Genomic DNA, 16,085 nt, shown 5'->3' with positions numbered 1-16,085 from the left:
GTTTGGAATGCGCTCCTCTGCAGGAGCTGTCGAGCGAAACGAGGCTGCGATCTTTTTCAATATCTATGCCCTTGTTCGATCGTTAGCCGCCTTCCTATAATCAAGCCGCTTACCCAAGCCCCCGCCGAACCACGTGCTTACCCCGCGCGCAGCAGGTTCCGGCCAGATCATCGACAATATCCGCACCACTGCGACGACTGTTCCTACCTTGAACAGCGACCGTATCTCAGCCCACATCCCTGGGTATTCGACCATAATAATTCGCTCCACTGGGGCACATGACTGTCAGGGATTACCGCATGACGACCAGCACAACGTTCAGCGACACCGCGCCTGTCCAACCAACCAACTCCGCCACCCGAGTAGCCACCGCGAGTTTCATCGGCACGGCCATCGAGTTCTACGACTTCTACGTCTATGCCACGGCGGCAGCTCTGGTGATCGGGCCGGTGTTTTTTCCGCAGACCTCCGGCACCGCCCAGATGCTGTCGGCGTTCCTCACCTTCGGCATCGCCTTCCTTGCACGGCCTTTGGGTTCGGCGCTGTTCGGCCACTTCGGTGACCGCATCGGGCGTAAATCGACACTGGTCGCTTCCCTGCTGCTGATGGGCGTGTGTACCACGCTGATTGGCGTGCTGCCGGGTTACGACAGCATTGGCGCCTGGGCGCCGATCCTGCTTTGCGTGCTGCGCTTCGGCCAAGGCCTGGGATTGGGCGGTGAATGGGGCGGCGCCGCATTGCTGGCCACGGAGAACGCGCCCAAGGGCAAGCGCGCCTGGTACGGCATGTTTCCGCAACTCGGCCCATCGATCGGGTTTCTGGCGGCCAACGGCTTGTTCCTGACCCTGGCCATGAGCCTGAACGACGAACAGTTCCGTTCGTGGGGCTGGCGGATTCCGTTCCTGCTCAGTGCCGCGCTAGTGATGGTGGGCTTGTACGTACGCCTCAAGCTCCACGAGACCCCGGTGTTCGCCAACGCCATGGCTCGCCAAGAGCGGGTGAAGATCCCATTGGTCGAGCTGTTCAGCCAATACTGGGCGCCGATGCTGCTAGGTGCCGGGGCGATGGTGGTGTGCTATGCGCTGTTCTACATCTCGACAGTGTTTTCGCTGAGCTATGGCGTGTCGACGCTCGGCTACACCCGAGAAACCTTCCTCGGCCTGCTGTGTTTCGCTGTGTTGTTCATGGCGGCCGCGACACCGCTGTCGGCCTGGGCGAGTGATCGTTTCGGGCGCAAACCGGTGCTGATCATCGGCGGTGTGCTGGCGATTCTGTCCGGATTCCTGATGGAGCCGCTGCTGACCCAAGGCTCGACCTGGGGCGTGGCGCTGTTCCTGTGCATCGAGCTGTTTCTGATGGGCGTGACGTTTGCGCCGATGGGCGCGCTGCTGCCAGAGCTGTTTCCGACCCACGTGCGCTATACCGGCGCATCGGCGGCGTACAACCTGGGCGGGATTGTCGGAGCCTCGGCGGCACCGTTCTTTGCGCAAAAACTGGTGGCGATGGGCGGTTTGAGTTATGTCGGCGGGTATGTGGCGGCGGTGCTGAGCTTGATTGCGGTGCTGTGCCTGAAGGAGACGCGGCATAACGATTTGAATCGGGTGGCCTGAAGAAAAAGCAAAAGCTTCGCGAGCAAGCCCGCTCCCACATTAGATTTTGGATGTATACAAAATCTGTATTCACACCGATCAAGTGTGGGAGCGGGCTTGCTCGCGAATGGCGCGCCTCGGTTTAGAGCTCTACACCAACAGCCTGAGAAGCACGGGTCGCTTTAGCCCGGGCAGCCTCGATCGATTCATCACGCGCCAACGCCACACCCATCCGGCGCTGGCCATTGACCTCTGGCTTGCCGAACAGACGCAACGCAGTATCCGGTTCGCTCAACGCAGCGCCCAAATTGGCGAATGCGGTTTGAGTCGACTGCCCTTCCACCAGAATCACCGCCGAAGCCGAAGGCCCGAACTGACGGATCAATGGAATCGGCAGGCCCAGGATCGCCCGTGCATGCAGCGCGAACTGCGACAGGTCCTGGGAAATAAGGGTCACCAGACCGGTGTCATGCGGGCGCGGCGAGACTTCGCTGAACCAGACCTGATCACCCTTGATGAACAACTCGACGCCAAACAAACCACGGCCACCCAAGGCTTCGGTCACCGCTTTAGCAACGCGCTCGGATTCAGCCAGAGCAACCGGGCTCATGGCTTGTGGCTGCCAGGATTCCTGGTAGTCGCCTTTCTCCTGACGGTGGCCAACCGGCGCACAGAACGTAGTGCCGCCAACGTGACGCACGGTCAGCAGGGTGATTTCGTAGTCGAAATCGATGAAGCCTTCGATGATCACGCGACCTTTACCGGCGCGGCCACCTTCTTGAGCGTAATCCCAGGCCTTCTGCACGTCATCGACACTGCGCAGCAGGCTCTGGCCTTTGCCCGAGGAACTCATGACCGGTTTGACCACGCATGGGAACCCCAGATCTTCGACAGCCTTGTTGTAGTCCTCGAAGGTGTCGGCGAAGTAGTACGGCGACGTCGGCAGGCCCAGCTCTTCGGCGGCCAGGCGACGGATGCCTTCGCGGTTCATGGTCAGCTGTGCGGCGCGAGCGGTCGGGATCACGGTGAAGCCTTCGGACTCCAGTTCAACCAGGGTCGCGGTGGCGATGGCTTCGATTTCCGGCACGATGAAGTCCGGTTTCTCGGCTTCGATCACTGCACGCAGGGCCGCGCCGTCGAGCATGTTGATCACATGGCTGCGATGGGCGACTTGCATGGCCGGCGCATTGGCGTAGCGATCGACGGCAATCACTTCAACGCCCAGGCGTTGCAGCTCGATCACCACTTCCTTGCCCAACTCACCACAGCCACACATTAATACGCGGGTCGCGGTTGGCGACAATGGAGTTCCGATACGGGTCATCTCAGGTCCTCAAGAAGCGGATCATCGAGGGAAGCGCGCTTCCCATGGGGAGAAAGCGCGGCATTTTACATGAACCTGAGGGTTTGGCTTCAGCTGACGACGGCCTGATTACGCAAGCGCCAGGCCATGATCAGCCACACGACCGTCACACCTGCGAACTTCGAACCCATGGCGGTGAGGATCACGGCCGGAGTGAACGCATCAATCATGCCGAAGAAGATGAAGGTGTCCAGCGGGATGCTCAGCGCCGAACTTATCCACAGGCGATCATGCAATGGACGCTTGGTGATGCTGAACACCAGCCAGTCGATGCACTCGGACACAGCGAATGCGATGGCGCTGGCCAGCGCGATGGACGGGTCGGAGGTGGCGTACGACAGCACCAACGCCACCAGCATCGCCGCGATCGCGCCGTGACCGAAGCGGGTTTGCACCATGTCGCGCAGCACGAACACCAGACCACCCCAGGCCGACCAGATGATGTCCAGGTGCGGGGCGCTGGAAAAGGCGTAATTGATCAGCACGACGCTGCTGATGTAGGCGATCAGGAAGAGCATGGGGCGGGGAATACCTGTCAATTTTGTGCACAGGGTACCGTAGGAGCTGACGAGTGCAACGAGGCTGCGATCTTTTGACGTTGTTTTTTAAAGGCAAGATCAAAAGATCGCAGCCTCGTTGCACTCGTCAGCTCCTACAGGTCTGGTGTTTTACCCAACATCCAGATCAACCCGCTCGACTTCGCCCGCTCATGGCACAACCCCAACACCTTGCGCCGCTCTGCGTTGTCCATCCGGCTCCAGCGGGTGATTTCTTCCACCGTGCGCTGACACCCGGTGCAAATGTCATCCTCATCCAGCGCACAAATGTTCACGCACGGCGATGGAACAGGTCGTTCAATAGTGCTCATTCTTCCTGCTCGACCAGATCGCGGGCATAACGCTGCGAGTTGTGCACATAGTGGGCGGCGCTGGCTTCGAGCATCTTCTTTTGCGGCTCGGTCAACTCGCGCACCACCTTGCCCGGTGAGCCCATGACCAATGAACCGTCCGGAATTTCCTTGCCCTCACCGATCAGCGAGTTGGCGCCGATGATGCAATTCTTACCGATTTTCGCACCGTTGAGAATCACCGCGTTGATGCCGATCAGGCTGTAATCGCCCACCGTGCAGCCGTGGAGCATGGCGTTGTGGCCGATGGTCACGCCGGTGCCAATGGTCAGCGGGTAGCCCATGTCAGTGTGCATGACGGTGCCGTCCTGCACGTTGCTGTTCTTGCCAATCAGGATCAATTCGTTGTCGCCACGCAACACGGCGTTGAACCAGACGTTGGCGCCCTCTTCCAGTTTGACCTTGCCCACCAGCACGGCATTGGGGGCGACCCAACTCTGCGGATGGGTATCGACGCGGGCGTCGCCCAGGCGGTATTTCATCTTATTTTCCTCAAGGCTCAGACTGCCGCGGGTTCACGGGTTCACGCCATACGCGCGATGGCTTCAGGTTTTGATAAAACTCTTGGGTGGTTGATGCAGGCTGATTTTCGCGTCATAGAGCAGGTTGATCAACTCGACAATCATGATCGCCGTCAGGCCCCAGATCTTGTACTCGCCGTAACGGTAGCTCGGCACGTACCAACTGTGGCCCTGATAGTCGATGCGGTGGGTGTGCTCGCGCGGGTCTTTGCGGAAGAACTCCAGCGGCACGCTGAACACCGCGGCGATCTCGGCATCGTTGGCCTGGTATTCGACGAAATCCGGAATCACGCCGACATAGGGCGTGACCTTGATGCCATGCAGGGAGATCAGTGGGCTCAGCGGGCCGATCACTTCGACCAGCCCCGGTGGCAGGCCGATTTCTTCTTCGGCTTCGCGCAGGGCAGTAAAAATCAGGTCTGGGTCTTCGGGGTCGCGTCGACCGCCAGGGAAGGCAACTTCGCCGCCATGGGTCGAGAGCCCGCTGGCGCGAAGGGTTAGCACCAATTCCGGTTCGTCACTGCGCGTGATAGGCACCAATACCGCGGCTTCGGGGAAACGTCGGTCGGTTTCCAGCGTACGCGGCGTGTGATTGCTTACCCGGTGCAGTAGCTCGTCCAGCATGAGTCTTCTCGATCTGTGCCTTACCCTGCATCATGCACCAATCACACCGGCCGCCCAAGCCCCGAACAGCCTCATGTCGCGAAACGACAACTTGCCGACCGACACCGCTGCACGCCAAGATAGGCGCAGCATTCAGGAACCCAAGCATGAAATTTTGCAGCCAATGCGGCAACCCGGTAACCCAGCGCATTCCCGAAGGCGATTCGCGCCTGCGTTTTGTCTGCGATAGCTGTCATACCATCCATTACCAGAACCCCAATATCGTCGCCGGTTGCGTGCCGACCTGGGGTTCGAAGGTGTTGCTGTGCCGTCGCGCCATCGAACCACGGCTCGGTTACTGGACCCTGCCTGCCGGTTTCATGGAAAACGGTGAGACCATCGAACAGGCCGCCATTCGCGAGACCGCCGAAGAAGCCTGTGCCCGGGTGCGCAACCTGAGCATCTATACGCTGATCGACGTGCCACACATCAGCCAGGTGCATGTGTTCTTTCGCGCCGAGCTGGTGGATCTGGATTTTTCCGCGGGACCCGAGAGCCTGGAAGTGCAACTGTTCGAAGAAGCCGACATCCCTTGGGGCGAACTGGCTTTCCGCACGGTGGGGCGTACCTTAGAATGCTTCTTCGCTGACCGGCGGACCGAGGTCTACCCCGTGCGGTCCGAATCGATCCCACCGCTCGTCCAGCCCGCCATCATTTAACGCGCCTACACGTAAAAGCATCTATAAAATCAATAATCGCGACACCTCTTAGGGATATCGTTTCAATGCGCTGGTTGCTTGCCGTTTTTTGCTTGTCGTTCGTCGCTGTCAGCCAGGCTTCCTCCACGGAAACGCTGGACGGCAAAGTCATCGAAAAAGTTCTGGTTCTGAAATCTGCCCACCAATTGCAATTGATCAATGACGGCAAGCCGATCAAGACCTATCGCATTTCCCTGGGCAAACGCCCCAAGGGGCCGAAGCTGATGGAGGGCGACAAACGTACCCCCGAAGGCTTTTATTGGGTGGACTGGCGCAAGATCAGCGACCGCTTCAACCTGGCGATGCACATCTCCTACCCTAATATCAGCGACGCCGCCCGCGCCCGGCGCGAAGGCGTCGAGCCTGGCGGCATGATCATGATCCACGGCACCCCAGACACCGAAGACAACCCGGAAGACCTGTTCCATACGCTGGACTGGACCGACGGCTGCATCGCCATGCGCAATATGGACATGCGCGAGGTTTGGGGCTTGGTGCCGGATGGCACGATGATTGAGATTCGGCCGTAACGGGTGAAACTTCAAGGCTGATGATGATCGTTCCCACGCTCCGCGTGGGAATGCCACTACGGACGCTCCGCGTTCGGCTTTAAGTGGGACGCGGAGCGTCCCGGGCTGCATTCCCACGCGGAGCGTGGGAACGATCGAGTGACTACCTTCGGTCGGCCTCGAAAAAATAAATTCAAAAGATCGCAGCCTGCGGCAGCTCCTACAGGGTAGATACCAATCCCATCTGTAGGAGCTGCCGCAGGCTGCGATCTTTGCTTTTAAAATCCCCGACCCTAATACCACTTAGAACAAAGCCCCCTAAAGACCATCATGCAGGGCAAGCTTTGCTGCGCCCACAGCAAAGTACTGGCATTGACATGGTATTTAAGTGGTATTAGTTTTCGCCCCACAACCGGGCGACAACAGTCCTACATCCGCATCGGACCAAACCTAAATGAATGACCTCCAGGCCCTACGCCCTGACGACACCCAGCCCACGCCGTTGTACCTGCAACTGGCGCGCAATCTGGAAGCGGCGATCCATGCCGGCCAGTGGAAAGCCGAACAGGCGATGCCATCGGAACGCAATCTCAGCGAACTACTGGGCATCTCTCGCGTCACCGCACGCAAAGCGCTGGAAGTGCTGTTCGAGCAAGGCCTGATCCGGCGCAATCAAGGCTCTGGCACGTTCATCACGCCACGCCTGGAACAACCGCTGTCACGCCTCTCGGGCTTTAGCGAAATGCTCCGGCTCAAGGGTTTCGTCCCCGGCTCGCAATGGCTGGAACGGGAAATCACCCCGCCGACCCACGAAGAATTGATCCGCCTCGGCCTGTCGCCCAACGACAAGGTTGCGCGGCTCAAACGCTTGCGCAAAGCCGACGACACGGTGATGGCGATCGAGATGAGCACCCTGCCCGCCTCGATCATTCCCAAGCCGCAAGCGGTGGGCGATTCCCTCTACGAATACCTCGATGGCATCGGTAAACCGGTGGTCCGCGCCCTGCAACACATTCAGGCGATCAACGCCTCGGACGAATTCGCCGCCCTGGTGGGCATCGCTCCTGGCACCGCCATGCTGCTGATGACCCGGGTCGGCTATATGGAAGACAACACGCCAATCGAAGTCACCGACACCTATTGCCGCAACGACTACTACGACTTTGTCGCAGAGCTTCGTAGATGAAGAGCTTCGTAGATAAAGAGCTCCGCAGATAAAGAGCTTCGTTGCTAAACGAGCAAACGAGAACCGATCATGTCCGAAGACAACATCCTCACCGCCCACGGCTGGGTTCGCGGCCGGCTGATCCACGAACACGGCAAGGTCGTGTCCATCGAAGGCCAACCGTGCGATCCGGCGGACAATGACCTGCCTTACCTGCTGCCGGGTTTCATCGACCTGCACGTTCACGGCGGCGGTGGCAAAGACATCATGGAAGGCGCGCCAGCCTTCGAAACCATCACCAGAACCCACGTGCGCTTCGGCACCACGTCGCTGCTGGCGACCACCATGACAGCGCCGAACGAAGAGATTTCGCGAGTGCTCAAGGACGTCGGAGAGTTTTGCGAACAGCGGCCAAAAGGCAGCGCCCGAGTCCTCGGCGTGCATCTGGAAGGCCCGTACATCAACCCGGGCAAACTCGGCGCCCAGCCGAATTTCGCTCACACCGCATTGATGGCCGAAGTCGAAGAATACCTGGCGCTGGCGCCGATCCGGGTGATCACCATCGCCCCGGAAATCGCCGGCCACGACGGTTTGATCCGTGCCCTCAGCGCTCGCGGCGTGCGCATGCAAATCGGCCACACGCTGGGCAGTTACGAGGAAGGTGTCGCTGCGCTTGCGGCCGGGGCCAGCAGTTTCACCCATCTCTACAACGCCATGAGCCCGCTGCACCACCGCGAGCCGGGCATCGTCGGTGCGGCGCTGGCCCATGCCAAATACGCCGAGCTGATTCCAGACTTGCTGCACGTGCACCCCGGCGCGATCCGCGTGGCCCTGCGCTCGATCCCGTGCCTGTACTGCGTCACCGATTCCACCGCCGCCGCCGGCATGCCGGACGGCGAATACAAACTCGGCAGCCACACCGTGACCAAATGCCTGGGCGGCGTGCGCCTGCCCGACGGCACGCTGGCCGGCAGCACCCTGACCATGGATCAGGCTTTGCGCAATCTGGTGAAGATCGGTTTGCCGATTGCCGAAGCCTCGCAACGACTTTCGCAATTCCCCGCCGACTACCTCGGCCTTCAAGAACGCGGACGCCTGCAACCCGGCGCCTGGGCCGACTGCGTGCGGCTGGATCGCTCACTCACACTGACCGCCGTCATGGTCGAAGGAGAAGACATTGACTTCAAAAATGCTTGAAGAGGCGCTGTCCTCGTTCGAGGCGGTGCAAGCTCAATTGCAGCAGCTCGACCCGCAGATGATCGAAATCGCCGGGCGCCTGCGTCGTCAGCCGCCGCAAGTAGCGATGACTGTCGCTCGCGGCAGCTCCGACCATGCCGCAAGCTACTTTGCCTACCTGACCATGCAGCAACTGGGCATTCCGGTGGCGTCGTTGCCGATGTCGGTGGTGACCATGCAGCAAGCGCCGCTGAAGGTCAGCGGCCAGGTCGCGTTCGCCTTCTCGCAGTCGGGGCAAAGCCCGGATCTGGTGAACAGCCTGCGTCTGCTACGCAAGCGCGGCGCCCTGAGCATTTCGATGGTCAACGCCGAGAACTCGCCTTTGGAAGCCGCCTGCGAATTCAGCCTGCCGCTGTGCGCCGGCACCGAAAGCAGCGTCGCCGCGACCAAGAGTTTTATCGCCACCCTCACCGCCAGCGCCCGCCTGATCGCCCACTGGAAAGAAGACGTGGAGTTGCTGGAAGCTGGCCTTGCCCTGCCGGAAGGTCTGCGCGAAGCGGCAAAACAGGACTGGAGCCTGGCCATCGACGCGTTGCGTGATTGTCAGCGTTTGATGGTGATCGGCCGTGGCGCCGGTTTCGCCATCGCCCAGGAAGCGGCCCTCAAATTCAAGGAAACCTCAGCGATCCAGGCCGAAGCCTTCAGCAGCGCCGAAGTCCGGCATGGCCCGATGGCGTTGATCGACGAGAATTACCCATTGCTGATCTTCGCTCCGCGCGGCGCCGAGCAGGCCGGGTTGCTGAGCCTTGCGGCGGACATGCGCCAGCGCGGCGCCCGCGTGCTACTGGCCGCGCCGGATGACGTCGCCGAACGCGACCTGACCCTGAGCCGCGCCGAACACCCGGCCCTGGACCCGATTCTAGCGATCCAGAGTTTTTACGTCATGGCCGCAGGCTTGGCCCTCGCCCGAGGCATGGACCCGGACCAGCCGCGTCATTTGAGCAAAGTGACGCGCACGCACTAATTCGAATGGCGGGTGAGTAACCCTGTAGGAGCTGTCGAGTGAAACGAGGCTGCGATCTTTTGATCTTGCTCTTTAAAAACAACGTCAAAAGATCGCAGCCTCGTTTCACTCGTCAGCTCCTACAGAGGACACGTTAATCCGTACAGGGCGAGTTGATCCGAACCGTAGTTTTTACTGATGAGACCGAGCCATGCACAACAACAATAAAGAGCTGACCCTCAGCGCCCCGCTCAGCGGCCCGGTGCTCACACTCGCGAAAGTCCCGGACCCGGTGTTCGCCAGTGGCGCCATGGGCGACGGGATCGCCATCGATCCGCTGAACGACACCCTGTACTCACCCTGTGAAGCTGTGGTGACCCACGTCGCCCGCACCGGTCACGCCATCACCTTGCGCGCCGATAACGGTGCCGAGTTGCTGCTGCATCTGGGCCTCGATACGGTCGAGTTACAGGGCGTCGGTTTCTCGATGCTGGTCAAGGAAGGTGCGCGCGTCAGCAATGGCCAGCCGCTGTTGCGTTATGACCTGGACCAGGTCGCGCAGCAGTGCAAAAGCCTGGTCAGCCTGATGATCCTGACCAACAGCCAGGACTTTCAGGCGCGGCCGATTACGCTGAAATCGGTGAAGGTCGGCGATCCGCTGCTGCACATCGTGCCGAAAGTGGCCAACGGTGTGCAGATCGACATTGAGGTCGTCGGCATCGAGGTTCAGGGGCATATTCATGTCGCCCATCGCGGTGGCCTGCACGCCCGGCCTGCCGCACTGATCCGCCAGACCGCCCAACAGTTCAAGAGCAAATCCCGACTGCACTTCGCCGGCAAATCGGCGGCCTGCGACAGTTTGATCGGCCTGATGGCGCTGGCCGTCGGTGAGCAGGATGAAATCAAAGTCAGTTGCCAGGGACCGGACGCCGAGGCCGCGCTGCAAGCCCTGTTGGCGGCGTTATCCACAGCCCTGGCCGAAGACAGCCACGCCGCTGCGCCAGCACCGATGATCCAACGTAATCGCCCTGCCGAAGCGGGCGTGCTGCATGGCGTGTGCGCAGCGCCCGGTCTGGTGGCTGGGCCGTTGTTTCGTCTGAACTCGATCAGTCTGCCGATGGATGCCGGCAATCATGATCGCGAGCAACAACGGCAAAGTCTGGACACTGCACTGACTGGGGTCCGCAGCGACATCGACGCCACTCTGGCCCAAGCGAAGAAGCACAAGAATACTGACGAAGAAGCCATCTTCGCCGCGCACCTGGCGCTGCTCGAAGACCCGGCGCTGCTTGACGCGGCTTATCAATCCATCGACCACGGCACCGCTGCGACTCACGCCTGGAGCCAATCCATCGACGTGCAGTGCGAGGTGCTTCAGCAACTTGGCAGCCCGTTGCTGGCCGAACGCGCCAACGACCTGCGCGACCTCAAACAGCGCGTGTTGCGCGCCCTGCTCGGTGAAACCTGGCAGTACGACGTACCGGCCGGCGCCATCGTCGCGGCCCATGAGCTGACGCCATCCGACTTGCTGCAACTGAGCCAGCAAGGTGTGGCCGGATTGTGCATGGCCGAAGGCGGCGCGACTTCCCATGTGGCGATTCTCGCTCGCGGGAAAGGCTTGCCGTGCATGGTTGCACTGGGTTCGACGCTGCTCGATCAGGAGCAAGGTCAAGCGGTGGTGCTGGATGCCGATGGTGGACGTCTCGAACTGACGCCCAACGCCGCGCGCCTGGCCGAGGTGCATCAGGCGCAACTCGATCATCAACAACGTCGCGCCCTTCAACAGGCTCAGGCTCACACCCCGGCACTGACGCTTGATGGTTTGCACATCGAAGTCGCCGCCAATGTCGCTTCCAGCGCTGAAGCGGCTGATGCACTGACCAATGGCGCGGATGGCGTCGGCCTGCTGCGCACCGAATTTCTGTTTGTGGACCGCAACACCGCGCCGGACGAACAGGAACAACGCGTCGCCTATCAAGCCGTGCTCGATGCCATGGGCGACAAGTCGGTGATCATCCGCACCATCGACGTCGGCGGCGACAAGCAACTCGACTATTTACCGCTTCCGGTCGAAGCAAATCCGGTGCTCGGTTTGCGCGGCATTCGCTTGGCTCAGGTCCGTCCGGAACTGCTGGATCAGCAACTGCGTGCACTGCTGCAGATCAGCCCGTTGTCCCGCTGCCGGATCCTGCTGCCGATGGTCACCGAAGTCGATGAACTGCTGCACATCCGCCAGCGCCTCGATGCGCTGTGCGGGGAACTCGGCCTGACCCAACGCCCGGAACTGGGCGTGATGATCGAAGTCCCGGCCGCCGCATTGCTGGCCGAGCAACTGGCCGAACACGCGGACTTCCTGTCGATCGGCACCAACGACTTGTCCCAATACACCCTGGCCATGGACCGCGACCACGCCGGCCTCGCCTCACGGGTCGATGCGCTGCACCCGGCATTGCTGCGGCTGATCGCCCAGACCTGCGCCGGTGCGGCGGTGCATAACCGTTGGGTCGGCGTCTGCGGCGCCCTCGCTTCCGATCCGTTGGCCACGCCAGTGTTGATTGGCCTGGGGGTCAGCGAGTTGTCGGTGAGCCCGGTGCAGATCGGCGAAATCAAGGACCGCGTCCGCCACCTCGACGCCAGAGAATGCCGACGCATCAGCCAGGACCTGCTCAAGCTGAGCAGCGCCAGCGCGGTGCGTCACGCCTGTCACCAGCAATGGCCTCTGAGCTGAGCGACGACAGTACAAAAACAACAAGAACCCAGGGAGATTCGCCATGTACCAATACTTCATCGAAGGCTTGCAGCGCCTCGGTCGCGCTCTGATGCTGCCGATCGCGATCCTGCCGATTGCAGGGTTACTGCTGCGCCTGGGTGACACCGACTTGCTGAACATCGCGATCATCCACGACGCCGGTCAGGTGATCTTCGCCAACCTGGCATTGATCTTCGCCATCGGCATCGCGGTCGGTTTCGCCAAGGACAACAACGGCACCGCAGGCCTGGCCGGAGTGATTGGCTATCTGGTGATGATCTCCACCCTCAAGGTGCTCGATGCGAGCATCAACATGGGCATGCTCGCCGGGATCGTCAGCGGCCTGATGGCCGGCGCGCTGTACAACCGCTTCAAAGACATCAAGTTGCCGGAGTATCTGGCGTTCTTCGGCGGTCGGCGTTTTGTACCGATCGTCACCGGGTTCGCCGCCGTCGGCCTGGGCGTCGTGTTCGGGTTCATCTGGCCACCGATCCAGCACGGCATCAATGGCTTCGGCGCGTTAATGATGGACAGCGGCAGCTTCGGTGCTTTCGTCTTCGGCGTGTTCAACCGCCTGCTGATCGTCACCGGCCTGCACCACATCCTCAACAACATGGCGTGGTTCGTATTCGGCAACTTCACCGACCCGACCACGGGCGCACTCGTGACAGGCGACCTGTCGCGCTACTTTGCCGGCGACCCGAAAGGTGGCCAGTTCATGACCGGCATGTTCCCGATGATGATCTTCGGCCTACCCGCCGCCTGCCTGGCGATGTACCGCAACGCCTTGCCGGAACGGCGCAAAGTCATGGGCGGGATTTTCTTGTCCATGGCCCTGACCTCGTTTCTGACGGGTGTGACCGAACCAATCGAATTCGCCTTCATGTTCCTCGCGCCGATGCTGTTTTTGCTTCACGCGCTGCTGACCGGGTTGTCGATGGCCGTCACCAATTTGCTGAACATTCACTTGGGCTTTACCTTCTCAGGCGGCTTCATCGACATGGTTCTGGGCTGGGGTGAATCCACCAATGGCTGGCGAGTGGTTCCGGTGGGGCTGGCGTATGCGCTGATCTACTACGTGGTGTTTGATTTCTGTATTCGTCGATTCAATTTGAAGACGCCTGGGCGTGAAGATGTGCCGACCGGTGACAAGGTGATAGTCGCCGAGAATGAGCGCGCCGGGGCTTACATCAAGGCGCTGGGTGGTGCGCAGAATTTGATCACGGTAGGTGCATGTACGACACGGTTGCGGCTGGACATGGTTGATCGCAACAAGGCATCCGATGCGGACTTGAAAGCGCTGGGGGCGATGGCTGTTGTTCGTCCGGGCAAGGGCGGCAGTTTGCAGGTCGTAGTTGGGCCGATGGCAGACAGCATTGCCGATGAGATCCGGTTGGCGATGCCGGCCTTGGGGCGAGCGGTTATCGCCTCCCCCGCTGCCGTTGTCGACGTTCCTGAAACTGCCACTGTGGCGAACACAGAAGCCCAGCAATGGCTGAAGGCACTGGGCGGCGGCGACAATGTGCTGCAAATGGATTGCGTGGCCATGACCCGGATTCGGTTGCAACTGGCGGATGGCAAGGCGTTGTCGGAGGGTCAGTTGAAAGCGCTTGGTTGCATGGGTGTCAGTCAGTTGGACGGTGGGGTTTGGCACCTGTTGATTGGCGACAAAGCGCCGAGTTTGAGTTGTGCGCTGGAAGCTTTGGTTAATCGCAGTGAGGTGAGTGCCAGGGTTTAGGTCGTTGTCGATCTGAAGTCAGTCTTCGCGGGCAAGCCTCGCTCCTACGGGTTATGTGTCGGTCGCATGTTAAATATCGACACCACTCCCCTGTAGGAGCGAGGCTTGCCCGCGAAGAGGCCCTCACGACCACGAAGATCGTGCTTGGACGCTGGCCGGCTTTGGCCTTCTTTTGGGAAGGTGGCGCGAGATAGTGATCGAGTGCACGGATTGCGGCGTCGTGGAGCTTTTTGGAATTGAGGCAGGCGTAGGGGGAAACGGATTCGTTTTCCATGTTTGTTTCCACATCTTCTACGTCTGTTTCTGGGAGATCGGGATTGTCTTTGATCATGGTGGAGCTCCTAAAAAATTGGAGCGACCGACATCACTTATTGATGCGGCGCCTATAAGCGCCTAACGATTCTTCGGGCTTGCAGTCCCGGTCACTGCATTGGCAGCGACAGCCAAAGGTTAGAGAACCCACTTCCGACGGACAACCTGAAAGTATTGTGGGAAGGTTCTGATGTTTTGCCTGATGAATAAACGCCATCACTTATCCAAGCGGACAGCAAAAACCCGACCTAGGCCGGGTTCTTGCCATGCAGCTTAAGCTCAGGAAAACGTTGCGCGCTGCTCAGCTTCGTAGTGCCTAGTCTGGAAAGGCATGAGGGATTGAGCCTTCAAGCCAAGGCCTTCATTCAGCCCCCAAGCAATGGCGAGTTCATCACGGCGCCGACGAAGCGGTACGGTTGCTTGCGGTATCACTTCATGCTTGGAAGTCGAGTGTGCAAAAAGCTCAATAGCGTTAAGGGTTTCCGACACGCGGCTATCAGACACGCAGGCAAAGCGAGTGAATCGTTCGAGCAGATAACCTGCACGTCGAACTTCCACCTCATCAGAGTGGCAGTTCAGGAACGCTGTCACCTCACTTTCAAGATTCAATTTCGAGTACCAAACAGCTTTAGCCGCGCTCACAAGCGCCGCGTCATCTGCTTGATTTAGAGGACGTTTGACCAATGTGTCCAAGGCGGATGAGAGGACGTGGCCGTTAGCGGGCTTCGTCATCTGTATTCTCCAAGTAGTCTTGCAAAATATGGGTAAGAACGGATGCTGGTGGCTCTTTGTTGCCAACATATACATCAATCGCCTGCAATGCCAGTCGACGAAGCTCGGTGGTCACTATGAAGCCAGCCCGGAGAAGCATCATGATATCGCCAACGTCTTGATCTGTGGCCCTGCCCAGTTTGGAGATGGCAATGTCGATAGGTGCCGCAATGTGAACGTGCAACGGAGACTCAACCGGGAACTCTATGAGAGGAATACTCCGTCCCCAGTAATCCTCGTGAATGGGGCCAAAACTTGTGTTGTATTGAAGGTCATAGTTCAGCTCCATCAATCGACCGGTTCGCTCATCGACAAATTGCTCAGGAACCTCCGCGAGCAAGGTCTGAAGATGGAGGCCTTCAGGGACAGAAGCTTCATAAAACTCGGCATCGACGTCTGTGGAAACACGATGATTTGTGTAGAGGTGAACGGCGCACCCACCGAACACGATGACTTTCACCGCCCCTGATTCTGCGCTCTCAAGTGCCAGCTCTGCTTCGACAGATTTGAACATCGAAATCAAGGCCCGTCCCAACGCCGTGTTCGTATTAACGCGGGGAGTGATTACGTCAGGCAATATCATTTTTTTGAACCTCAATCACTGATATGGGCGCCTGACAAACTATCTGGCAGCTTGAATTGGCAGCGATACCGAAACGTTAGAGAGGCCACTTCCGACGGACAACCTGAAAGTCTTGTGGGAAGGTTCTGATGTTTTTTCTGATCAATAAACATCGTTGCCTGTAAGGCCGTCTTCGCGGACAAGCCTCGCTCCTACAAGTAGGGCGGTGTATGTCTGAGAGATTGGTCGGCTGTCAGGCCGCCATCGCGGGCAAGCCCGCTCCCACAGTGGAGCGGCGTACACCCGCCCCTCACCACTCAACAGGCCGAGCGTTAGCTCGCTTGCAGCTTTTGATCTGG

General features: G+C 59.7%; 15 protein-coding genes. 8 read left to right on the top strand and 7 right to left on the bottom strand.

All coding sequences use genetic code 11. From position 1 onward, the window contains the following. The first annotated feature begins 299 nt into the window (after positions 1-299). Complete coding sequence (locus TU81_RS12800; protein ID WP_048395454.1) at positions 300-1,610, top strand: MFS transporter; 1,311 nt, start codon at positions 300-302, stop codon at positions 1,608-1,610. A gap of 121 nt (positions 1,611-1,731) precedes the next feature. On the opposite strand, the gene purT is transcribed toward TU81_RS12800, so the two are convergent. The 5 genes from purT to TU81_RS12775 all read right to left on the bottom strand — a co-directional run bounded on the left by purT (position 1,732) and on the right by TU81_RS12775 (position 5,004). Then, positions 1,732-2,913: a formate-dependent phosphoribosylglycinamide formyltransferase gene (gene purT, locus TU81_RS12795; RefSeq protein ID WP_048395451.1), complete on the bottom strand. Its 1,182-nt coding sequence runs from the start codon at positions 2,911-2,913 to the stop codon at positions 1,732-1,734. 89 nt (positions 2,914-3,002) lie between these two features. Beyond that, positions 3,003-3,470: a VUT family protein gene (locus tag TU81_RS12790; RefSeq protein WP_038981705.1), complete on the bottom strand. Its 468-nt coding sequence runs from the start codon at positions 3,468-3,470 to the stop codon at positions 3,003-3,005. Between the two features lie 134 nt (positions 3,471-3,604). After that, entirely contained in the window at positions 3,605-3,820 is a 216-nt protein-coding gene (locus tag TU81_RS12785) for a DUF1289 domain-containing protein (protein ID WP_048395449.1), read from the bottom strand. Then, complete coding sequence (locus tag TU81_RS12780) at positions 3,817-4,341, bottom strand: gamma carbonic anhydrase family protein (RefSeq protein WP_003221962.1); 525 nt, start codon at positions 4,339-4,341, stop codon at positions 3,817-3,819. The genes TU81_RS12785 and TU81_RS12780 overlap by 4 nt, the downstream gene beginning before the upstream one ends. Before the next feature lie 63 nt (positions 4,342-4,404). Beyond that, positions 4,405-5,004, bottom strand: a complete 600-nt coding sequence (locus TU81_RS12775) for a CoA pyrophosphatase (RefSeq protein WP_038981702.1) — start codon at positions 5,002-5,004, stop codon at positions 4,405-4,407. A gap of 146 nt (positions 5,005-5,150) precedes the next feature. Between TU81_RS12775 and TU81_RS12770 the strand changes: the two genes are divergently transcribed. The 7 genes from TU81_RS12770 to nagE all read left to right on the top strand — a co-directional run bounded on the left by TU81_RS12770 (position 5,151) and on the right by nagE (position 14,081). After that, positions 5,151-5,702, top strand: coding sequence for an NUDIX hydrolase (locus tag TU81_RS12770; protein ID WP_038981700.1), 552 nt, complete (start codon positions 5,151-5,153; stop codon positions 5,700-5,702). A 65-nt stretch (positions 5,703-5,767) separates the two neighbouring features. Continuing rightward, on the top strand, positions 5,768-6,271 hold the full coding sequence (locus TU81_RS12765; protein WP_038981698.1) for a L,D-transpeptidase family protein: 504 nt from the start codon (positions 5,768-5,770) through the stop codon (positions 6,269-6,271). A 433-nt stretch (positions 6,272-6,704) separates the two neighbouring features. Continuing rightward, on the top strand, positions 6,705-7,436 hold the full coding sequence (locus tag TU81_RS12760) for a GntR family transcriptional regulator (RefSeq protein ID WP_038981696.1): 732 nt from the start codon (positions 6,705-6,707) through the stop codon (positions 7,434-7,436). 69 nt (positions 7,437-7,505) lie between these two features. Continuing rightward, the gene (gene nagA / locus TU81_RS12755) at positions 7,506-8,612 is read left to right on the top strand and encodes an N-acetylglucosamine-6-phosphate deacetylase (RefSeq protein WP_038981695.1); all 1,107 of its coding nucleotides are present in this window, start codon (positions 7,506-7,508) and stop codon (positions 8,610-8,612) included. Next, positions 8,593-9,615, top strand: a complete 1,023-nt coding sequence (locus TU81_RS12750; protein ID WP_088500333.1) for an SIS domain-containing protein — start codon at positions 8,593-8,595, stop codon at positions 9,613-9,615. The genes nagA and TU81_RS12750 overlap by 20 nt, the downstream gene beginning before the upstream one ends. Before the next feature lie 190 nt (positions 9,616-9,805). Continuing rightward, positions 9,806-12,322 carry a phosphoenolpyruvate--protein phosphotransferase gene (ptsP, locus tag TU81_RS12745; RefSeq protein WP_048395445.1) on the top strand — a complete coding sequence of 839 codons (2,517 nt, stop codon included), beginning with the start codon at positions 9,806-9,808 and terminating at the stop codon, positions 12,320-12,322. A gap of 43 nt (positions 12,323-12,365) precedes the next feature. Continuing rightward, complete coding sequence (nagE, locus tag TU81_RS12740) at positions 12,366-14,081, top strand: N-acetylglucosamine-specific PTS transporter subunit IIBC (protein ID WP_048395442.1); 1,716 nt, start codon at positions 12,366-12,368, stop codon at positions 14,079-14,081. A gap of 591 nt (positions 14,082-14,672) precedes the next feature. Here the strand turns inward: nagE and TU81_RS12735 are convergent. Both TU81_RS12735 and TU81_RS12730 read right to left on the bottom strand, forming a co-directional pair. Beyond that, complete coding sequence (locus TU81_RS12735) at positions 14,673-15,125, bottom strand: hypothetical protein (RefSeq protein WP_038981687.1); 453 nt, start codon at positions 15,123-15,125, stop codon at positions 14,673-14,675. Next, a complete protein-coding gene (locus TU81_RS12730) occupies positions 15,109-15,747 on the bottom strand; it encodes a DUF6036 family nucleotidyltransferase (RefSeq protein ID WP_048395440.1) in 639 nt (212 codons plus the stop codon). Before TU81_RS12730 ends, TU81_RS12735 begins: the two co-directional genes overlap by 17 nt. Positions 15,748-16,085: the final 338 nt, after the last annotated feature.

Origin of the sequence: Pseudomonas lini (assembly GCF_001042905.1) — a bacterium.
GTDB lineage: Bacteria > Pseudomonadota > Gammaproteobacteria > Pseudomonadales > Pseudomonadaceae > Aquipseudomonas > Aquipseudomonas lini.
This window is presented reverse-complemented; position numbering and strand designations above follow the sequence as displayed.

Bases quoted from the DNA above. Each gene is read 5' to 3' on its own strand.
- purT (WP_048395451.1), bottom strand. From the start codon at position 2,913: ATGACCCGTATCGGAACTCCATTGTCGCCAACCGCGACCCGCGTATTA.
- nagA (WP_038981695.1), top strand. From the start codon at position 7,506: ATGTCCGAAGACAACATCCTCACCGCCCACGGCTGGGTTCGCGGCCGG.
- TU81_RS12760 (WP_038981696.1), top strand. From the start codon at position 6,705: ATGAATGACCTCCAGGCCCTACGCCCTGACGACACCCAGCCCACGCCG.
- nagE (WP_048395442.1), top strand. From the start codon at position 12,366: ATGTACCAATACTTCATCGAAGGCTTGCAGCGCCTCGGTCGCGCTCTG.
- TU81_RS12775 (WP_038981702.1), bottom strand. From the start codon at position 5,004: ATGCTGGACGAGCTACTGCACCGGGTAAGCAATCACACGCCGCGTACG.
- TU81_RS12735 (WP_038981687.1), bottom strand. From the start codon at position 15,125: ATGACGAAGCCCGCTAACGGCCACGTCCTCTCATCCGCCTTGGACACA.
- TU81_RS12765 (WP_038981698.1), top strand. From the start codon at position 5,768: ATGCGCTGGTTGCTTGCCGTTTTTTGCTTGTCGTTCGTCGCTGTCAGC.
- TU81_RS12730 (WP_048395440.1), bottom strand. From the start codon at position 15,747: ATGATATTGCCTGACGTAATCACTCCCCGCGTTAATACGAACACGGCG.
- TU81_RS12780 (WP_003221962.1), bottom strand. From the start codon at position 4,341: ATGAAATACCGCCTGGGCGACGCCCGCGTCGATACCCATCCGCAGAGT.
- ptsP (WP_048395445.1), top strand. From the start codon at position 9,806: ATGCACAACAACAATAAAGAGCTGACCCTCAGCGCCCCGCTCAGCGGC.
- TU81_RS12770 (WP_038981700.1), top strand. From the start codon at position 5,151: ATGAAATTTTGCAGCCAATGCGGCAACCCGGTAACCCAGCGCATTCCC.
- TU81_RS12785 (WP_048395449.1), bottom strand. From the start codon at position 3,820: ATGAGCACTATTGAACGACCTGTTCCATCGCCGTGCGTGAACATTTGT.
- TU81_RS12790 (WP_038981705.1), bottom strand. From the start codon at position 3,470: ATGCTCTTCCTGATCGCCTACATCAGCAGCGTCGTGCTGATCAATTAC.
- TU81_RS12800 (WP_048395454.1), top strand. From the start codon at position 300: ATGACGACCAGCACAACGTTCAGCGACACCGCGCCTGTCCAACCAACC.